Consider the following 16346-nt stretch of genomic DNA (forward strand, 5'->3'; position numbering starts at 1 on the left):
GGGCGCGTTTCGGCTCAGGGCTTGGGTCTTTCTGTCAGGATCTGTGGGGTATCATCTATGGCGATCGCCCCCAATATTTTCCCCGGTAAGGGGAGGGAAACGTTTAAAATAAACTCCTTGAAACTAGTGTAATGCCCCAAAAAGTCAATGCGGATTTCCCTGAATTGGTTAAAAGAGTTTGTTGAGATCACCCTATCGCCAGAAGAATTAGCCAAAACCCTAACCATTGCTGGGTTTGAAGTAGAAGAAATCGAGGATCGCCGCCGCCTAGCCGATGGTGTCGTTGTTGGTAAAGTTGTGAGCCGCGAACCCCATCCCGACGCCGACAAACTGAGCGTCTGTCAAGTCGATATTGGTACAGACGAACTTTCAACCATTGTCTGTGGGGCGAAAAATGTCCGGGCCGATATCTTTGTCCCCGTCGCTACCCTAGGCACCTACTTACCCACCATTGACCTCAAACTAAAACCCACCAAACTCCGGGGTGTAAAATCCTCCGGGATGATTTGCTCCCTCTCCGAATTGGGCTTAGAAAAAGACTCCGAAGGCATTCACATTTTTGAACAACCAGACCTGAAACCAGGAATGGATGTGCGCCCCATCCTCGGCTTAGATGATGTGGTATTGGATTTAACCGCCACCGCCAACCGAGCCGATGCCCTCAGTATGGTCGGCGTCGCGCGGGAAGTGGCGGCCCTCACGGGAGTAGACGTCAAACTCCCAGAAATTCCGGCCATGGATATCGCCCCAGAAACATTGACCATTACCGTGGCCGATCCTGTCGCCTGTCCCGCCTATCTCGGTACGGTGATCGAAGGTGTGACGACAGCGCCTTCTCCTGATTGGTTAAAATTCCGGCTCCAAGCGGCTGGCACTCGCCCGATTAATAATGTTGTTGATATCACCAACTATGTACTCCTCGAATGGGGACAGCCCCTCCATGCCTTTGACCGGGAGCGTCTTGCCCAGGTGGCAGGATCTGAAACCGTTGCCCTTGGGGTGCGGTTTGCCAAAGCCGGAGAAATGTTAACGACCCTCGATGGTCAAGAGCGCAAGCTAGCTGAGAAAAATTTGGTGATTACCGCCAATGATGTCCCTGTTGCTTTGGCCGGGGTAATGGGTGGTGAAAGTACGGAAGTTCACAATGGTACCCAGAATATTGTTTTAGAAGCAGCCCTATTTGAACCGGTCACTATCCGACGGTCTTCCCGTGCTGTGGGTCTGCGCAGCGAATCTTCGACTCGCTATGAACGGGGCGTCAACCAAGTGGAATTAGACCGGGCGGCCCAACGGGCGATCGCCCTCCTCCAAGAACTCACCGGAGGCACTGTGGTTCAGCGTGGTCTCACGGATACCCGACCCGATCCCAACGCCCGCCCCAAAATCCCGCTGCGCTTACAACGGCTCCACGAAGTCCTCGGCCATGTCCACAAGGACGGCAAAATTTTTGATGTGCCCCTCGCCGATGTGGAACGCATTTTAGCTGACCTCGGCTGCACCCTCGAATCCACAGGAGAAGGGGTCTGGGAAGTGGCTGTGCCTCCCTACCGTTATCGCGATTTAGAACGTGAAATTGATCTCATCGAAGAAGTGGCCCGCCTTTATGGCTATGACAATTTCTGCGATACCCTGCCAAGTCAATCCGCCGCTGGTTTCTTGTCCCCAGCAGAAAAAGTGAATCGTCAATTGCGGGGGAGCTTCCGAGCGATTGGCCTAACCGAAGTGGTTCATTACTCCCTGGTTAAACCAGAACTTGCTGATATTAAACTCAGTAACCCCCTGTTTGTGGAATATTCTGCCCTACGAAAGGAGCTGCTCACAGGGTTAATTGATGCCTTTGCCTACAACCAATCCCAAGGCAATGGTGCCCTCAATGCCTTTGAACTGGGTCGCGTTTTTTGGCTAGATGACAACGAAAACTATGCCGAAGCCGATTATCTAGCTGGAATTCTGGGGGGCAATCTCAATCCCGATGGCAGTTGGGCCGTCGGTGGCAAAGGTCAACCGATGTCTTGGTACGAAGCAAAAGGATTTCTTGATGCCGCCTTTAGGCAACTGGGCTTAGAGGTGAGCTATCGGGCAGATACTAGCAACGAAAAATTGCATCCCGGCCGGACAGCGTCTCTCTGGCTTCAGGGGCGTCAACTGGGGATTTTCGGGCAACTTCATCCCCAATTGCGGCAGGAAAAAGATTTGATCGATGCGGTGTATGTTTTTGAGCTGAAACTTGATCTGCTGCAAACGGTGTTGAGTCGTCCATCCCAACAGGTGCCCATTTTTAAGGCCTTTTCTACTTACCCCGCAGTCACCCGCGATTTGGCGTTCTTTGCCCCCCTCGAAACGTCTGTAGCCGACCTGGAGCAGGCCATGCAGAAAACAGCAAAAAAACTGTTGGCTGGGGTGGAGTTATTTGATGAATATCGCGGTGAGCACGCCCCTGAAGGCCAGCGCAGTTTGGCTTTCAGTTTGCAGTATCGAGCTGCGGATAAAACCCTAACGGACGAGGAGATTGATCCAGTCCACCAAAAGGTGCGAGATGCGCTGGTCAAACAGTTTGCCGTGACCTTGAGAAGCTAACCCCTCTGCCTCGCGGCATCTCCCCTCAAGGGGAGAATCAAGGTGTTCTAGCGGCGGGCAACACCATCTTGGCGGGCGGCTTGACCGACGGCGGCGGAAACGGCGGCGGCGACCCGTTGATCGAAAACCGAGGGAATAATATGCTCTCGATCCAACTGGGCCGGGCTAACCAAAGAGGCGATCGCCTGGGCCGCTTGGAGGCACATATTGGTGGTAATGCTGGAGGCGCGACAATCGAGGGCACCCCGGAATACCCCCGGAAAGGCGAGGACATTATTAATTTGGTTTGGGTAATCACTCCGGCCAGTGGCCACCACCGCGACTTTATCCATGATCAGTTCCGGCTGAATTTCGGGGATCGGGTTGGCCATCGCAAAGACAATCGGGTCTTTCGCCATGGATGTCACCATTGCGGGGGTCACCACACCGGGCGCACTCACCCCAAGGAAAATATCTGCATCCTGCATCGCCTCGGCGAGGGTACCAGAGGCGGCCACGGCAAAGGCTTGCTTTTCGGGGGTGAGATTATCCCGCTGGCTGGAAATAATGCCCTTGGAATCACACATCCAAATATCCGTTGCCCCTGCTTGCCGGAGTAATTTGGCGATCGCCACCCCCGCAGCCCCTGCTCCATTGATCACGATTTTGACGGTTTGGAGGTCTTTTTTGACTAATTTCAGGGCATTGAACAGCGCCGCCAGGGAAACAATCGCTGTACCATGTTGATCGTCATGGAAGATGGGAATATCCGTTTCTGCCTTCAGCCGTTGCTCAATCTCAAAACAGCGGGGCGCGGCAATATCTTCTAAATTCACACCGCCAAACACCGGGGCGAGATATTTCACCGTGCGGACAATTTCTTCGACATCCTGAGTCGCCAAACAAATGGGAAACGCATTCACCCCAGCAAATTCCTTAAAGAGCATCGCTTTCCCTTCCATCACAGGCATTGCGGCTTCCGGCCCCAAATTGCCTAACCCCAAAACAGCACTGCCGTCGGTGACGATCGCCACCATATTGCTTTTCACGGTCAAATCATAGACCTGTTCCGGTTTCTCGGCGATCGCCTGACAAACGCGACCCACCCCCGGCGTATAGGCCATCGCTAAATCGGACTGCACCGTTAGGGGAATGCGACTTTCGACGGTAATTTTCCCCCCCTGATGAATCGCAAAGGTGCGGTCTAGAACCTTGAGGATTTCAATCTCTGGCACCGCTTTGACGGCATCGACAATGTCCCCAGCGTGTTTTTCACTGGAGGCATCCACGGTGATGTTGCGGATTAAAAATTTCAGATCCCGTTCTACCAACTCAATATTGCCAAGGCTGCCTCCCACGTTGGCGATCGCCTGGGTCACATTGGCCAAAGTGCCCGCCCGGTTGGGAATGCGTAGCTGGATCGTGACACTGTAGCTAGGATTTGGGGTGAGGGCAACCATAGAATTTGCGTTAAATTTTGCTTATTGAAAAAACGAGAAGCGGAAAAATTCCCATCTCATTTAACCCTACTTTTCCCTTTTCCTAAAGTATTCCGGCTTACGAAATGGTTTGGGACGATCTCAAGAAAAGACACTTTATCTTGCCCGGAGCTGACCTAAATCAAATCGCGAATCATTACTCTTAGGGATGCCGCCCCGCAAATTCTTGGCAAAATAGAGGGGAATGTCACCCAATTGTTGAAAACATCATGGTTGCCCTCACCTCAGATCAGTACCTCAGTCCCGAAGAATATTTAGAGTTAGAGAAACATAGCGACATTAAGCATGAGTATATCGATGGAGAAATCTATGCGATGGCCGGCGCTAGCAATGTCCATAACAAAATCAACACTAATCTGTTAGTTTCCCTCAGCCTTAAACTCCGGGGTTCTGGTTGCCAACCCTATAGCAGTGATATGAAAGTACGCGTTCAGGACGGACGACGCTTTTTTTATCCTGATTTGCTCGTAAGCTGCGATCCAGAAATCAATGACTTAACCGCCTACGCGATGGATCATCCACGGTTAATCATTGAAATCCTCTCCGAATCGACGGAAGGCTTTGACCGGGGTGATAAGTTTAAGTTTTACCGCACGATTCCCAGCTTGCAGGAATACATTTTGGTCAGCACAACCCATTACTCAGTAGACTGCTTTCGGCGTAGCGAAGGGAAGCTCTGGATTCTAGAAAGTTACCAAGGCCAAGAGGCAACGCTTAAACTGCAATCCCTAGACCTCGAAATTCCCCTAGTGGATATCTATGCCACGGTAAGTTTGCCGGAAGTTGAGCCGGAATTCCCCGATGAGAAATAAATAAAGGCGATCGCCACCCAAGCCTCACCCCAGGTTTTTAAACCAGACACTATTGATACCAATCCCTGATAAAAGCGGCCCCATAGTGGTCAGGACAAATCAATCACTGATATCGTTGTGTCTGTATGTTGTGAGGAGCAAAACCCATGATGATCATGCCAGAGGAAGGACATCCCCTGAGTCGTATGTTGGCGAGCTATCCGCCCCAAGCCCTACGGTGTGATTTACCCGCAGGCTCATTATTTGGGACTGACGGGATTCGGGGTAAAGCGGGGGATCTGCTGACGGCTCCCTTTGCGCTCCAAGTTGGCTACTGGGCTGGACAAGTGCTCCAGGAAACAGCGGCACGACGCGCCCCTGTGATCATTGGGCAAGATTCTCGCAACTCCAGTGATATGTTAGCGATGGCGATCGCCGCTGGTTTGACCGCCTCTGGATTAGAAGTGTGGCATGTGGGCCTTTGTCCAACGCCCTGTGTTTCCTATCTGGCCCGCACCACGGACGCCATTGGTGGCATCATGATTTCCGCCAGCCACAACCCCCCCGAAGATAATGGCATTAAGTTTTTTAGTGACGCTGGGACGAAACTGCTCAAGGATCTCAGTGCCAAGATTGAAGCGGGTCTGCGCGGCGATCGCCTAGAAAATATTCTGTCGCAAACCAATAACTGTGGTTCCTACCAACACCAAAAGGAACTGACCCAACAATACCGGAATGCAGTTTTTGCGACACTTCCCCAAGGTTTATCCCTCGACGGCCTCAAAATTGTGCTCGATTTGGCCTGGGGCGCTTCTGTGCATTTGGCTCCCGAACTTTTCCAAGCCCTCGGTGCAGAAGTGATTGCCCTGCACCACCAACCAGACGGCAACAAAATTAACGTCAACTGCGGTTCTACCCACATCGACCAACTCCAAGGGGCGGTGCAGTTCCACAACGCGGATCTCGGCTTTGCCTTTGATGGGGACGCCGACCGGGTGATTGCTGTGGATAACACAGGCCGGATCGTTGATGGGGATTACATCCTCTATCTTTGGGGGAAACAACTCCAGGCAGCGGGTCAACTGCCGAACAATTTAATTGTCGGTACCGTAATGGCAAATCTGGGCTTTGAGCGGGCCTGGGAAAAACTGGGAGGACAACTTCATCGGACTGCCGTTGGCGATCAGTATGTCCAAGCGGCCATGTGGCAGACGGGGGCGATGCTCGGTGGCGAACAATCGGGTCATATTCTTTGCCATCACCACAGCGTTTCTGGGGACGGGATCCAAACGGCATTGCATTTAGCGGCCTTCGTCCGGGAGGCGGGGGTACCCCTCAATGAGTTGATTGACCAAAGTTTCCAGACCTATCCCCAGTTCCTGAAAAATGTGCGGGTCGAAGATCGCGATCGCCGTTTAAATTGGCAGAACTACGACGTACTCCAAACGGAAATTGATAAGGCCGAAGCGGCCATGGGTGATAAGGGACGGGTGTTGGTGCGAGCTTCGGGGACAGAACCTGTCATTCGGGTGATGGTTGAGGCCGAGGAACAGTATCTCGCGGAATATTGGACACAACACCTGGTCAATGTGGTGCAAAGCCATTTGGGCTAGGCTTGGGTCATTTTGCTGCCCGCCTTGAGGGTTTGGGCCTGGACTAAGAGGGATTCGGCGAAGGAAATCGCTTCCTCGGCGGCATGACCCCCCGTCAACTGGGCTAATTCGTCCCGGCGTTTCTGATGATGCTGTAGGGATTCTACGGCGACAAGGGTGCGATCGCCTTTTTGTTTTTTTGTCTGGGATTGCACTTGTTTTGTCACGCGAAAATGCCCATCGGCCATGGCGGCAATGAGGGGTTGGTGGGTGACGCAAAGCACCTGATGATACTGGCTGAGGTGGTGGAGCTTGGTGGCGATCGCCTGGGCCACTTTCCCCGAAACCCCCGCGTCAATTTCATCAAACACCAAAGTTTTCGGCGTCGTCTGCTGCTGGGTAAAACAGGCTTTGAGGGCGAGGAGAAAGCGACTCATTTCCCCACCAGAAGCAATCTCGGCGAGGGGTTGAGCCACCTCTCCAGGGTTCGGGCTGAAATAAAACGTCACCTGATCGGCTCCGGCGGCAGTAGGCGAGATGGGACTAAGGCGACATTCAAAGCTCACCTTTGCCATCGCCAGGGGTTTCAGTTCTTTAATCAGTTGCTTTTCTAATTTTTGGGCTGCTTTTTGGCGTAATTGGCTTAATTTTTGGCAATGGACTTCTAAGTCTTGATATTTAATTCTACAGTCTTGCTCTAGGGCTTCAAGGGACTGATCCGCAGCGGTGAGGACATCTAGCTCCCCCTGAAGTTTGTCCCGGTAGGCGATCGCCTCGCTGAGGGTCGGGCCATACTTACGGCAAATTCGCTTTAGTACCCGCATTCGGGCCTCAATGTCAGCCAATTGTTTTGGGTCAGCTTCAAGATTGTTGTTGTAGGTGCTGATTTGGTGGCCTGCTTCTACTACCTCTGTAAGGGCATTGCGCACCATGTCGAGAATGCCATTTAACTGGGTATCATAGTCCACCATTTCTTTGAGCAGGTTCTCAGCCTCCCCCAAAAGATCCGCCACCGCCGGGGTTTCGGGATCGTCATTTTGGTACAAAATTTGGTGTGCCTGGTAACTGAGCTGTTGCAATTCCACCACATGGGAAAGGCGATCGCCTTCCTGTTGCAATACTTCTAGCTCCTCAGGATCCTCTAAATGGGCGTCACATAGCTCCTGGAGTTGATATTGCAGTAAATCTAGCCGTTGGAGCCGTTCTTGCTCCGAAGTGCGCCGACTTTCGAGTAATTGCTTTGCTTTGAGATAAGTTTGATAGGCTAAATTTACAAGTTGCCGCTGCTGTTGCACCTGGGAGCCACCGTAGCTATCCAAGAGAATTCGCTGCCGTTCGGGAATCAGGAGTTCAACCGTTTGTCCCTGGGCGGTAATTTCTAGCAGTTGCGCCCGGAGTTCCGCCATCAAACCCTGATTGAGAATAATTCCGTTAACGCGACTGCGCGATCGTAAACCAGTGCGGGTCAGACTCAACTCCCGACTACAAACCACCGTTTCATCTTCTAGCAGATCAATGTCTTGGCTCTGTAACCATTGTTTGATGCTGGGGGTGAGGGTAAAGGTGGCTTCAATAAATGCCCGTTCTCCCGTGGCATCTCCTTGATCATTTTTCGCCCGAATTAACCGCGCCGTCGCTTTTCCGCCAAGGGCAAGATCGAGGGCATCCAGAATAATTGACTTTCCGGCCCCCGTTTCCCCGGTCAAAACCATCAACCCAGCCTGTAAATCGAGCTCTAGATGATCGATCAACGCAAAATTTTCAATGCGGAGGCAACACAGCATAAATGGTTGGGGAAAAGAAAAGTCGTTCGCTGTCTATTATGCCGGAGTTTTGGGGCGGCAGTGGCAGATTCTGGCCCTGGCAATTTTCACTAAAATGGCAGTAGCGCTCCACAGTTTTTATGCATCTTGACCAACTCAATCAACAATACGGCCTGCCTGAACTTTCCTTTGGCGATCGCCAACGGGGTTTTCCAGTGATCAAAATTAAGAATCGGTTTGCCACGGCAGAAATCTCTCTCTATGGCGGACAGGTGCTCTCTTTCCAACCAAGCAACACCCAGGCTGATCTTTTATTTTTGAGCGATCGCAGTCATTACCGACCAGGAAAAGCGATCCGGGGTGGCATTCCCATCTGTTGGCCCTGGTTTGGGGCAGACCCGGACGGATTAGGGCGAGCAAACCATGGTTTTGCCCGCGATCGCCTCTGGACTGTCCGGCACACCGAAACCCTCGCCAATGGCGCAACCCGCGTTATTTTAAGCTTGCAAGATGATGAAGAGACCCACAAAATTTGGGATTATGCTTTTGAACTGGCGATCGCCGTCACCGTGGGCGAAACCTTAGATCTCGAACTCACGAGTCATAACCGCGATCAAAGGCCGATGACCATTACCCAAGCTCTCCACACCTACTTCACCATCGGCGACATTCAACGGGTTAAAGTGCTGGGCCTCGCAGGTTTGGACTACATCGATAAGGCGGATCAAGAAAAACTCAAACAACAAATTGGCGAAGTCACTATTCAGGGGGAAGTAGACCGCATTTATCAAAATACCGCCCCGAAGCTGTTCATTGATGATCTTAGTCTTGAGCGCAAAATTGAGGTTTGTAACCGAAACAGTACCACGACCATCGTCTGGAATCCTGGCATGGAGAAAACTGCAACCATGGGTGATCTTTCTCCGGACGCCTATCAACGATTTCTCTGTGTTGAAACGGCCAATGCTGCCGCCGAGACTATCACCCTCGCTCCCGGCGAACGCTATACCCTCGGTATTACTTACCGATTGTTGTGAGTTATGGATTATGAAAAATTTGGGCTAGTCGGCTTCAACCTGCACCAATACTACGGTGACGTTATCGGAACCACCGTTATCTTTAGCCGTTTCAATTAAAGCCGCCGCTGCCTGGTCGAGGTCATCATTAGCGCTCAGAATAAATTGGATTTCTGAATCGTCCACTTCTTCGGTCAGTCCATCGCTGCATAACAACAGGCGATTGCCACTGTGAATCTCTAGGGTAGCCAGGTCAATCAAGCTTAAATCTTTACGACCCAGACATTGCGAAAGGACATGACGCCAGGGATGCACCTTCGCCTGTTCTGCCGTAATATCTCCCGACTGCACCGCCTGGGAGACCCAGGTATGATCGCCAGTTACTTGAATGAGGGTGTCTCCCCGGAAACTATAGAGGCGAGAATCCCCCACGTGGGCGCGCCAAACATGATCGCCCCGAAATAGCACCATCACCGCTGTCGTACCCATGTCTTGACGGGCTGGGTTGTCGAGTTGATCCGCGAGGATTGCCTCATTGGCTTTGATAAGGGCCGTTTCTAAAAGATCTTCTGAGCTTTCTGGGCTTTCCCAATTAGCCTCTAAATATTGCTGGATGGTTTCTACGGCAATCCGACTAGCTTCTTCTCCCCCTGCGTGTCCTCCCATGCCATCGGCAACGATGAAAAATCGCCCGTCGGGATCACAATAGTAGGAGTCTTGGTTAGCGGAGCGCACCAACCCGGGATCAGTTTGCCCCGTAAAGCGACATTTCATAAGCATGGTTTCGGGAAAATAGCTGGAAAAGTAGCGTACTAGATTAGAACTTATCTAAATTTAGCTAAAATTTGCGGTCGTAGCGATCTAGTTTTTTAAGGAGACGCCATAATGCCCAACCAGGCACCAAGGCGATCGCCCCCACCACCGCCGTCGGAATGAATGAGCCATTCACAAATAACAGGGTAGCAGACAAAATCAGCGCACAAAAAATCAACGTATAATTTGTCGCCAGTTGCATTCCCCCCAATTTGCGGAGCAGTCGGTCAGACTCCTGGGCCCGCACCCGGATACGAATATCACCCCGGTCTAGCTTGTCGATGGTGTCTTCAATGCGCCGTGGCAAACCAAAGGTGGACGTGCTCAGTTGTGCCGCCTGGCGTCCTAACTGGTCAATAATGTTGCTGCCGCTGGGTAAATTTTCACTCATAACCTGGAGGGCGAAGGGTTGAGCCACCGCCATAAAATTGAACTCTGGATCAAGACCTTTGCCGACCCCTTCTAAAGTAGAAAAAGCCCGCATCACAAAGGTAAAGGTTGCTGGAAACCGAAAGGGCTGGTCGTAGGCAATTTCGTAAAGGTCATCACTAATCGCCGTAATCGATTGGGCCTCAAAGGGCTTATCCATAAAATTATCCAACATAAATTGGATCGAACGGCGCACTGGTGCCAAGTCTCCGGTTGCTTCCAAGGCCCCTAGGGTAACGAGGGAGTTCATCACCCGGTCGGCATCCTTTTCTGTAATTCCCAGCATGGTTTCCATAAGGCCAGCTTTGACATTGGCCTTGATTTCTCCCATCATCCCAAAATCATAGAAAATGAGTGCCCCATCGGGACTCACCGCCAGATTACCGGGGTGGGGGTCAGCATGGAAAAAACCATCATTTAGTAATTGTTGTAAATAGGCCCGGGCGCTGAGTTTCGCCAATTGTTTGCGTTCTAGGCCGGCCGCTTCCAGGGCTTCGTAATGGCTAATTTTAATGCCTGGTACATACTCCAAGGTCAGCACTCGCGGTGAGGCATAACGCCAGTAGACCTTTGGTACTTTTACCCAGTCAATCCCCCGGAAGTTACGCCGGAAGGTATCGGCACTGCGTCCTTCCTGGAGGTAATCTACTTCCTGCCAGAGGATACGGCAGCATTCAGCGTAGATTCCAAGCCAGTCACGGTTTTTGCCCCAACGGGGATGATTTTGGAAATACCAGGCAATTTTTTTGAGGATCGCCAGATCAATGGTGAAAAGCTGTTTCAGGCCCGGTCGTTGGACTTTAACCACTACTTCTTCGCCGCTGTGGAGTTGGGCTTTGTGGACTTGACCGAGACTCGCCGCCGCGAGGGGCACGGGGTCGAAACTGCGAAACAGGACATTAATCGGTTTGCCGAGGTCTGCTTCGATTATTTGCTTCGTTTGTTCGTAGGAAAAGGCTGGGACGCGGTCTTGGAGCTTAGACAGTTCCTGGACGTATGCTTCGGGAAATAGGTCAGCGCGGGTTGAAAAGAGTTGACCGACTTTAATAAAAGTAGGCCCCAATTCGAGGAAACTATCTTTGATCCACTGGGCTTGGATTTTTTGCCGGGCTGCGAGTTTCTCTTCGGTAAAACCACCCGCATAAGTCCATTTCTTGCCGTTGCGGATTAGTTTAAAAATCAGGGTGAGCACAAATACCCAAATGTCGAACCGTCGCCGATTTTTGGAATAGTTTCCACGGTTCCAGCGATAGGTAGATTTAGCCCGCTCTAGGCGCGGTGCTGGGGTGGCGTTGGGATTAGAGACCCTGGAATTGGCTTGGGAAGACAGAGCAGACACAAAGAATTTGCCTATCGAAATGGGTTTACGGAAAAGAAAAGTATGGTGTGGCTAGGGCGATCGCCTTGGGAGAAAAAGCTTAATTTTGGGTATCGCGATATTGCTTGAGTTCCGCTTTGAGGCTCGCAATTTCTGCCCGGAGATTGTCGATCATCTCCTGGAGGTCAGCGGGGCGATCATCGCCGTCAATGTCGATGGTGATCGGGCGGCTAGAATTACCTTGATTGGCCGCTTCCCGTTCGGCGCGGGCCTGGACTTCTTGGGCAAATTCCTGAAACCATTGATTGCGTTCTGCATCGAATTTACCAAGATCACTAAGCAGATCCGTCAAACTGTCTTCTACCCTCTCTTTGAGGACTTCTGCAAAGGCGCGGCCATAGGCCAGGGCTTGGAGGACGGGGTTGTTCATGGGACGCAACATTTCTTAATGGCTTTCGTAACAGATTATATCTATTAAACGAGGTTTCGTCTTTTGGCGATCGCCCCTGGGGTTTCCTTTTCACTGCGGCAATTGCCCCAGGAAAGTATGCTAAATTAGCAATCTCCCACTGGTCACCGATTCAAACGAGATATGAGCAGCGAAATCAAGCAAGTTTCTGGCACAGGGATCCCGCTCCGGGGCAACGACATCGACACAGACCGCATCATTCCCGCACGGTTTCTGAAGTGTGTCACCTTTGATGGCCTTGGGGAACAAGCTTTTGCGGATGATCGCCAGCAACTAGACGGCGAGCATCCCTTTGATTTACCCCAGTATCAGAATGCGAATATCCTCGTGGTCAACGGTAATTTCGGCTGCGGTTCTTCACGGGAACACGCCCCCCAAGCCCTTTTGAAATGGGGTATTGAAGCCATTGTGGGTGAAAGTTTTGCGGAAATTTTCTTTGGGAACTGCCTCGCCAACGGCGTCCCCTGTGTAACGGCGGATCGGGCTACGGTCGAAGCATTACAAAGCCAGTTAGAAGCCAATCCCCAGGCGGCCACCAGCGTCGATCTAGAAAATTTGACAGTTTCCTGCGGTGACTGGTCGGGTCAAATCCAGCTAGGAGAAGGGGCTAGACAAGCATTACTCGCTGGCACTTGGGATAGTTGTGGTCAATTGGTGGCGAACCAGGCGGAGATTGCCACAACGGCGACAAAATTGCCTTACCTGGCCTGGGCCTAAACCATCATGGCCCAGTGGGAACTCTATAAAGAATTTCGCTTTGAGGCAGCCCACCAACTGCCCCACCACGATGGCAAATGTGCCCGTCTCCACGGCCATAGTTGGGTGATGCGAGTGTATCTGCGGGGCGATCGCCTCCAGGAAACGGGGCCAAAACAGGGGATGCTTTTCGATTTTGGCGAGATTAAAAAATACGTCCAGCCGCTACTAGATCAGTACCTAGATCACTACCATTTGAATGATTCCTTGGGGATGGAAAGTCCCACCAGCGAGGCGATCGCCCAATGGATTTACCAAGAGCTGAAAAAAGTGGATTTACCGGGTTTAGCGGCGGTAGAAATTAAAGAAACTTGCACCGCTGGCTGTATCTATACCGAAGACTGATGACCGCGCCATTTTACCTTGGCCTTGATTTCGGGACTTCTGGGGCGCGGGCGATCGCCATTACAGGTGAGGGTGAAATTTCCCAGACAGTTAGTGTAAATCCCCTTGAACAAACGCCCCAGGGTTGGTGTGAGGCACTCTGGCATTTACTCGCCGCCCTCAATCTAGAGATTCGGCAAAATCTCCAGGCGATCGCCCTCAATGGCACCTCTGGCACAGTTCTACTCTGTGATGGCTCCGGAGAAGCGATTACAGAAGCCCTGCTTTACAACGATGACCGGGGCCAGACTGTTTTACCAATGCTCCGCACCTTGGCACCGCCCCAACATCTCGTGCAATCGGCCACGGCCAGCCTCGCTAAATTACTCTGGTTTGAATCCCAGAGGTTAACCCAGGGGGCCAACTATTTTTGCCATCAGGCGGATTGGTTAAGTGGCTTACTCCACGGCAACTTTGGCCTGAGCGACTACCACAACGCCCTAAAACTCGGCTACGACGTCGAAAATCTCGGTTATCCTCCCTGGTTACAACAGCATCCTCTGTTTCATTTACTGCCCCAAGTGCAAACCCCCGGTGCTGGGAAACAGAAGATTTTAGTGACCGTTGCTCGGCGGTTTGGGATCAATCCCCACTGTCAAATTTGCGCCGGAACCACCGATAGTATTGCGGCCTTTATCGCCAGTGGCGCCCAGGAAATTGGGGAAGCAGTGACCTCCCTCGGCTCCACGTTGGTGCTGAAATTGTTAGGCGATCGCCCGATTCAAGACCTGGCCGCCGGGGTCTACAGTCATCGGTTTGGTCATCTGTGGCTCGTGGGTGGCGCTTCAAATACAGGCGGTGCGGTGCTCAAACATTATTTTGATGACACACAACTACAACAACTCAGTGCCACTATTAATCCCCACCAGGACAGCGGCTTAAATTATTATCCGTTGCTACGGCCTGGCGATCGCTTTCCGATTAATGACCCAACTTTGCCACCAAAATTAACCCCACGGCCCCAAGATCCCCGCCAGTTTTTGCAAGGCCTCTTAGAAGGCATTGCCCGCATTGAAGCCCAGGGTTACCAAAAGTTACAGGCCCTAGGAGCGCCCCCCGTTAGCACTGTCTTTACCGCTGGCGGTGGGGCAAAAAATCCAGTCTGGACACAAATTCGTGCCCGTTACCTTCGTTGTTCAGTGCTTATTTCACCCCAACCAGAAGCCGCCTATGGGAGCGCTCTCCTCGCCCAACGGGGACTGCCCAGAGCCTAATCGTGGAAGCCGGGATTCCAAATGCCGAGATAAAGGCGATCGCTATCGTTGCGTTTAATTTGACCCCGGTGGTTAGCCGTGGTGAAGGATTGGGAACTGCTATTGCGGTTGTAGACACTAGCCACCGCTTGGTTCACTTCCGGGGGCACGCCTTCGGGCAAGAGGCCACCCAGGGTTTGTTGGATCACGCTGAGGTCAGTCCCCACGGGAAAAGTGATTTCCGTCTGGGCTAAGGTGCCCGTTGTGTTGTCAACGATGTAGCCGAGGCTGACATTCGCCGGGCCATAGTTGCGATACAAAATCGCCGTACTATCACCCCAAAAGCCAGGCCGTTGATCGGTGGGGGGCACAGCAATAATTTGGGGAATGGCGGCGCCGGGAGTCCCCACGGGAATTAACGGAATTTCTCCGGGACTGGGAGTAGGTTCTGGGGTCGGTTCTGGCTCCGGCTCCGGCTCTGGAATGGGTTCGGGTTCTGGCTCTGGTTCTGGAATGGGTTCGGGTTCCGGTTCCGGCTCTGGGGTCGGTTCGGGTAGGGGAGTCTCAAGAACAGGCGAATTGCTCTCTGTGTTCAAGGCTGGATCTTCAGGGAAAGTTTGAGGTTCAGGCGATCGCCCGACGAGGGCAAAGGTCAACCAAATTCCCGCACTAATGCCAATACCGCTAAACAAAACCGTGAGAATCGCCAAACGCCAACAGCCACCATTTTCTGTTTCCTGGGGTTGGGCGGCGGTGGTGCTTGTCGGTAATGTGGTACGTCTTGCCACGGGGGGCGATCCCACAACCCGCGTGGCGGTGGTTTGATTGCCATTAACTACAGGAGCCGGAGCCGCCGCAGTGCCCACTGCATTCCGGAGAGCATTTAACATCGCCTGGGCCGTGGGAAAGCGATCACGGGGATGGAATTTCACCGCCTTAGCAATGACTTGACCCAGGGGCGTTTGCAGATAGGGAAAATCTTGCTGCCAAATCAATTCCCCCGTTTGGGGATCATTGGGAAACTGTTGGGGAGATTGGCCAGTGAGGAGAAAAATCGCCGTAAACCCAAGGCCATACAAATCACTGGAATAGACGGGACGCCCGGTGCCCTGTTCGGGGGCCATGTAGCCGGGGGTGCCGATCGCCACAGAGACGGGCTGGCTCAAGTCCAGGTGAATGGCGGTGGTCAGGGCTTCCTTGACGGCCCCAAAGTCAATTAAAACAGGTTTGCGATCGCTGCTGCGCAGAATAATATTTTCTGGCTTAATATCCCGGTGAATGATGTATTGGTCATGAACCAGTTGGAGGACAGGCAACAAGTCCAGCAAAATTTGTTGTACCTGGAGTGGGCTTAGGCTGCCCTGCTGTTTAACGATGTCCTGGAGCGTCAGCCCATCGATCCATTCTTGCACCAAATAAAATCGTCCCTGCTCCTCAAAGTAGGCGTAGAGCTTGGGGATCTGGTTATGTTTTTCCCCCAGGCCTTCGAGGATGGCGGCTTCCCGTTGAAAGCGTCGCTGCATCTCCTGGACCGTTTGGGGGCTGGTGGCCTGTACCTTGAGGGATTTCAGCACACATTGCCGTTGGGAGGGCAGTTGTAGGTCTTTCACCAAAAAGGTATCCCCAAATCCACCCTGTCCGAGGGTCTTCACGATTTGGTAACGGCCATTGATCAAGGAAGATTGCATAGGGATTTGGTTACGAAAAGGCGTGAATTTTATTTTACATTCCCCGTTTCTGAGTTGGCGATCGCCGATTACCGTAGCA

13 protein-coding genes are annotated in these 16346 nt (G+C 52.2%); 7 read left to right on the plus strand and 6 right to left on the minus strand.

Translation table 11 applies throughout. The features are described 5' to 3' along the window. Positions 1-147: 147 nt before the first annotated feature. The gene (gene pheT / locus AWQ22_RS02310; protein WP_065710056.1) at positions 148-2577 is read left to right on the plus strand and encodes a phenylalanine--tRNA ligase subunit beta; all 2430 of its coding nucleotides are present in this window, start codon (positions 148-150) and stop codon (positions 2575-2577) included. Between the two features lie 47 nt (positions 2578-2624). Here the strand turns inward: pheT and AWQ22_RS02315 are convergent, their stop codons facing one another. Beyond that, positions 2625-4016: an NAD-dependent malic enzyme gene (locus AWQ22_RS02315; RefSeq protein ID WP_065710057.1), complete on the minus strand. Its 1392-nt coding sequence runs from the start codon at positions 4014-4016 to the stop codon at positions 2625-2627. A 248-nt stretch (positions 4017-4264) separates the two neighbouring features. Here AWQ22_RS02315 and AWQ22_RS02320 point away from each other — a divergent pair, with 248 nt between their 5' ends. Together AWQ22_RS02320 and glmM are read left to right on the plus strand one after the other, a co-directional pair. Further along, positions 4265-4867 carry a Uma2 family endonuclease gene (locus tag AWQ22_RS02320; RefSeq protein ID WP_065710058.1) on the plus strand — a complete coding sequence of 201 codons (603 nt, stop codon included), beginning with the start codon at positions 4265-4267 and terminating at the stop codon, positions 4865-4867. Between the two features lie 185 nt (positions 4868-5052). Next, entirely contained in the window at positions 5053-6459 is a 1407-nt protein-coding gene (glmM, locus tag AWQ22_RS02325) for a phosphoglucosamine mutase (RefSeq protein WP_232321539.1), read from the plus strand. On the opposite strand, the gene recN is transcribed toward glmM, so the two are convergent. Beyond that, complete coding sequence (gene recN / locus AWQ22_RS02330; RefSeq protein ID WP_065710060.1) at positions 6456-8222, minus strand: DNA repair protein RecN; 1767 nt, start codon at positions 8220-8222, stop codon at positions 6456-6458. The two genes, glmM and recN, sit on opposite strands and share 4 nt — an antisense overlap. A 119-nt stretch (positions 8223-8341) precedes the next feature. Between recN and AWQ22_RS02335 the strand changes: the two genes are divergently transcribed. After that, on the plus strand, positions 8342-9238 hold the full coding sequence (locus AWQ22_RS02335; protein WP_065710061.1) for a D-hexose-6-phosphate mutarotase: 897 nt from the start codon (positions 8342-8344) through the stop codon (positions 9236-9238). A 24-nt stretch (positions 9239-9262) separates the two neighbouring features. Here AWQ22_RS02335 and AWQ22_RS02340 read toward each other — a convergent pair whose 3' ends face one another. The 3 genes from AWQ22_RS02340 to AWQ22_RS02350 all read right to left on the minus strand — a co-directional run bounded on the left by AWQ22_RS02340 (position 9263) and on the right by AWQ22_RS02350 (position 12207). Continuing rightward, on the minus strand, positions 9263-9991 hold the full coding sequence (locus tag AWQ22_RS02340; protein WP_065710062.1) for a Stp1/IreP family PP2C-type Ser/Thr phosphatase: 729 nt from the start codon (positions 9989-9991) through the stop codon (positions 9263-9265). 64 nt (positions 9992-10055) lie between these two features. Beyond that, positions 10056-11798, minus strand: a complete 1743-nt coding sequence (locus AWQ22_RS02345) for an AarF/ABC1/UbiB kinase family protein (protein ID WP_065710063.1) — start codon at positions 11796-11798, stop codon at positions 10056-10058. A gap of 79 nt (positions 11799-11877) precedes the next feature. Then, the gene (locus AWQ22_RS02350) at positions 11878-12207 is read right to left on the minus strand and encodes a DUF6825 family protein (RefSeq protein WP_030007074.1); all 330 of its coding nucleotides are present in this window, start codon (positions 12205-12207) and stop codon (positions 11878-11880) included. A 162-nt stretch (positions 12208-12369) separates the two neighbouring features. Between AWQ22_RS02350 and leuD the strand changes: the two genes are divergently transcribed. Genes leuD through AWQ22_RS02365 form a run of 3 tightly spaced genes read left to right on the plus strand, consistent with a single transcriptional unit; the run spans position 12370 to position 14600 of the window. Beyond that, positions 12370-12963, plus strand: a complete 594-nt coding sequence (leuD, locus tag AWQ22_RS02355) for a 3-isopropylmalate dehydratase small subunit (protein WP_065710064.1) — start codon at positions 12370-12372, stop codon at positions 12961-12963. Positions 12964-12969: 6 nt separating this feature from the next. After that, on the plus strand, positions 12970-13347 hold the full coding sequence (gene queD, locus AWQ22_RS02360; protein ID WP_012306089.1) for a 6-carboxytetrahydropterin synthase QueD: 378 nt from the start codon (positions 12970-12972) through the stop codon (positions 13345-13347). Beyond that, positions 13347-14600 (plus strand): FGGY-family carbohydrate kinase, encoded by a 1254-nt coding sequence (locus AWQ22_RS02365; RefSeq protein WP_065710065.1) that lies wholly within the window; start codon positions 13347-13349, stop codon positions 14598-14600. Before queD ends, AWQ22_RS02365 begins: the two co-directional genes overlap by 1 nt. Here AWQ22_RS02365 and AWQ22_RS02370 read toward each other — a convergent pair. After that, positions 14597-16267: a serine/threonine-protein kinase gene (locus tag AWQ22_RS02370; protein ID WP_065710066.1), complete on the minus strand. Its 1671-nt coding sequence runs from the start codon at positions 16265-16267 to the stop codon at positions 14597-14599. The genes AWQ22_RS02365 and AWQ22_RS02370 overlap by 4 nt on opposite strands. Positions 16268-16346: the final 79 nt, after the last annotated feature.

This window comes from Picosynechococcus sp. PCC 7117 (genome assembly GCF_001693275.1).
Lineage (GTDB): Bacteria > Cyanobacteriota > Cyanobacteriia > Cyanobacteriales > MRBY01 > MRBY01.

Coding starts and splice junctions, on each gene's coding strand:
- pheT (WP_065710056.1), top strand. CDS start 148: ATGCGGATTTCCCTGAATTGGTTAAAAGAGTTTGTTGAGATCACCCTA.
- AWQ22_RS02315 (WP_065710057.1), bottom strand. CDS start 4,016: ATGGTTGCCCTCACCCCAAATCCTAGCTACAGTGTCACGATCCAGCTA.
- AWQ22_RS02320 (WP_065710058.1), top strand. CDS start 4,265: ATGGTTGCCCTCACCTCAGATCAGTACCTCAGTCCCGAAGAATATTTA.
- glmM (WP_232321539.1), top strand. CDS start 5,053: ATGTTGGCGAGCTATCCGCCCCAAGCCCTACGGTGTGATTTACCCGCA.
- recN (WP_065710060.1), bottom strand. CDS start 8,222: ATGCTGTGTTGCCTCCGCATTGAAAATTTTGCGTTGATCGATCATCTA.
- AWQ22_RS02335 (WP_065710061.1), top strand. CDS start 8,342: ATGCATCTTGACCAACTCAATCAACAATACGGCCTGCCTGAACTTTCC.
- AWQ22_RS02340 (WP_065710062.1), bottom strand. CDS start 9,991: ATGAAATGTCGCTTTACGGGGCAAACTGATCCCGGGTTGGTGCGCTCC.
- AWQ22_RS02350 (WP_030007074.1), bottom strand. CDS start 12,207: ATGAACAACCCCGTCCTCCAAGCCCTGGCCTATGGCCGCGCCTTTGCA.
- leuD (WP_065710064.1), top strand. CDS start 12,370: ATGAGCAGCGAAATCAAGCAAGTTTCTGGCACAGGGATCCCGCTCCGG.
- queD (WP_012306089.1), top strand. CDS start 12,970: ATGGCCCAGTGGGAACTCTATAAAGAATTTCGCTTTGAGGCAGCCCAC.
- AWQ22_RS02365 (WP_065710065.1), top strand. CDS start 13,347: ATGACCGCGCCATTTTACCTTGGCCTTGATTTCGGGACTTCTGGGGCG.
- AWQ22_RS02370 (WP_065710066.1), bottom strand. CDS start 16,267: ATGCAATCTTCCTTGATCAATGGCCGTTACCAAATCGTGAAGACCCTC.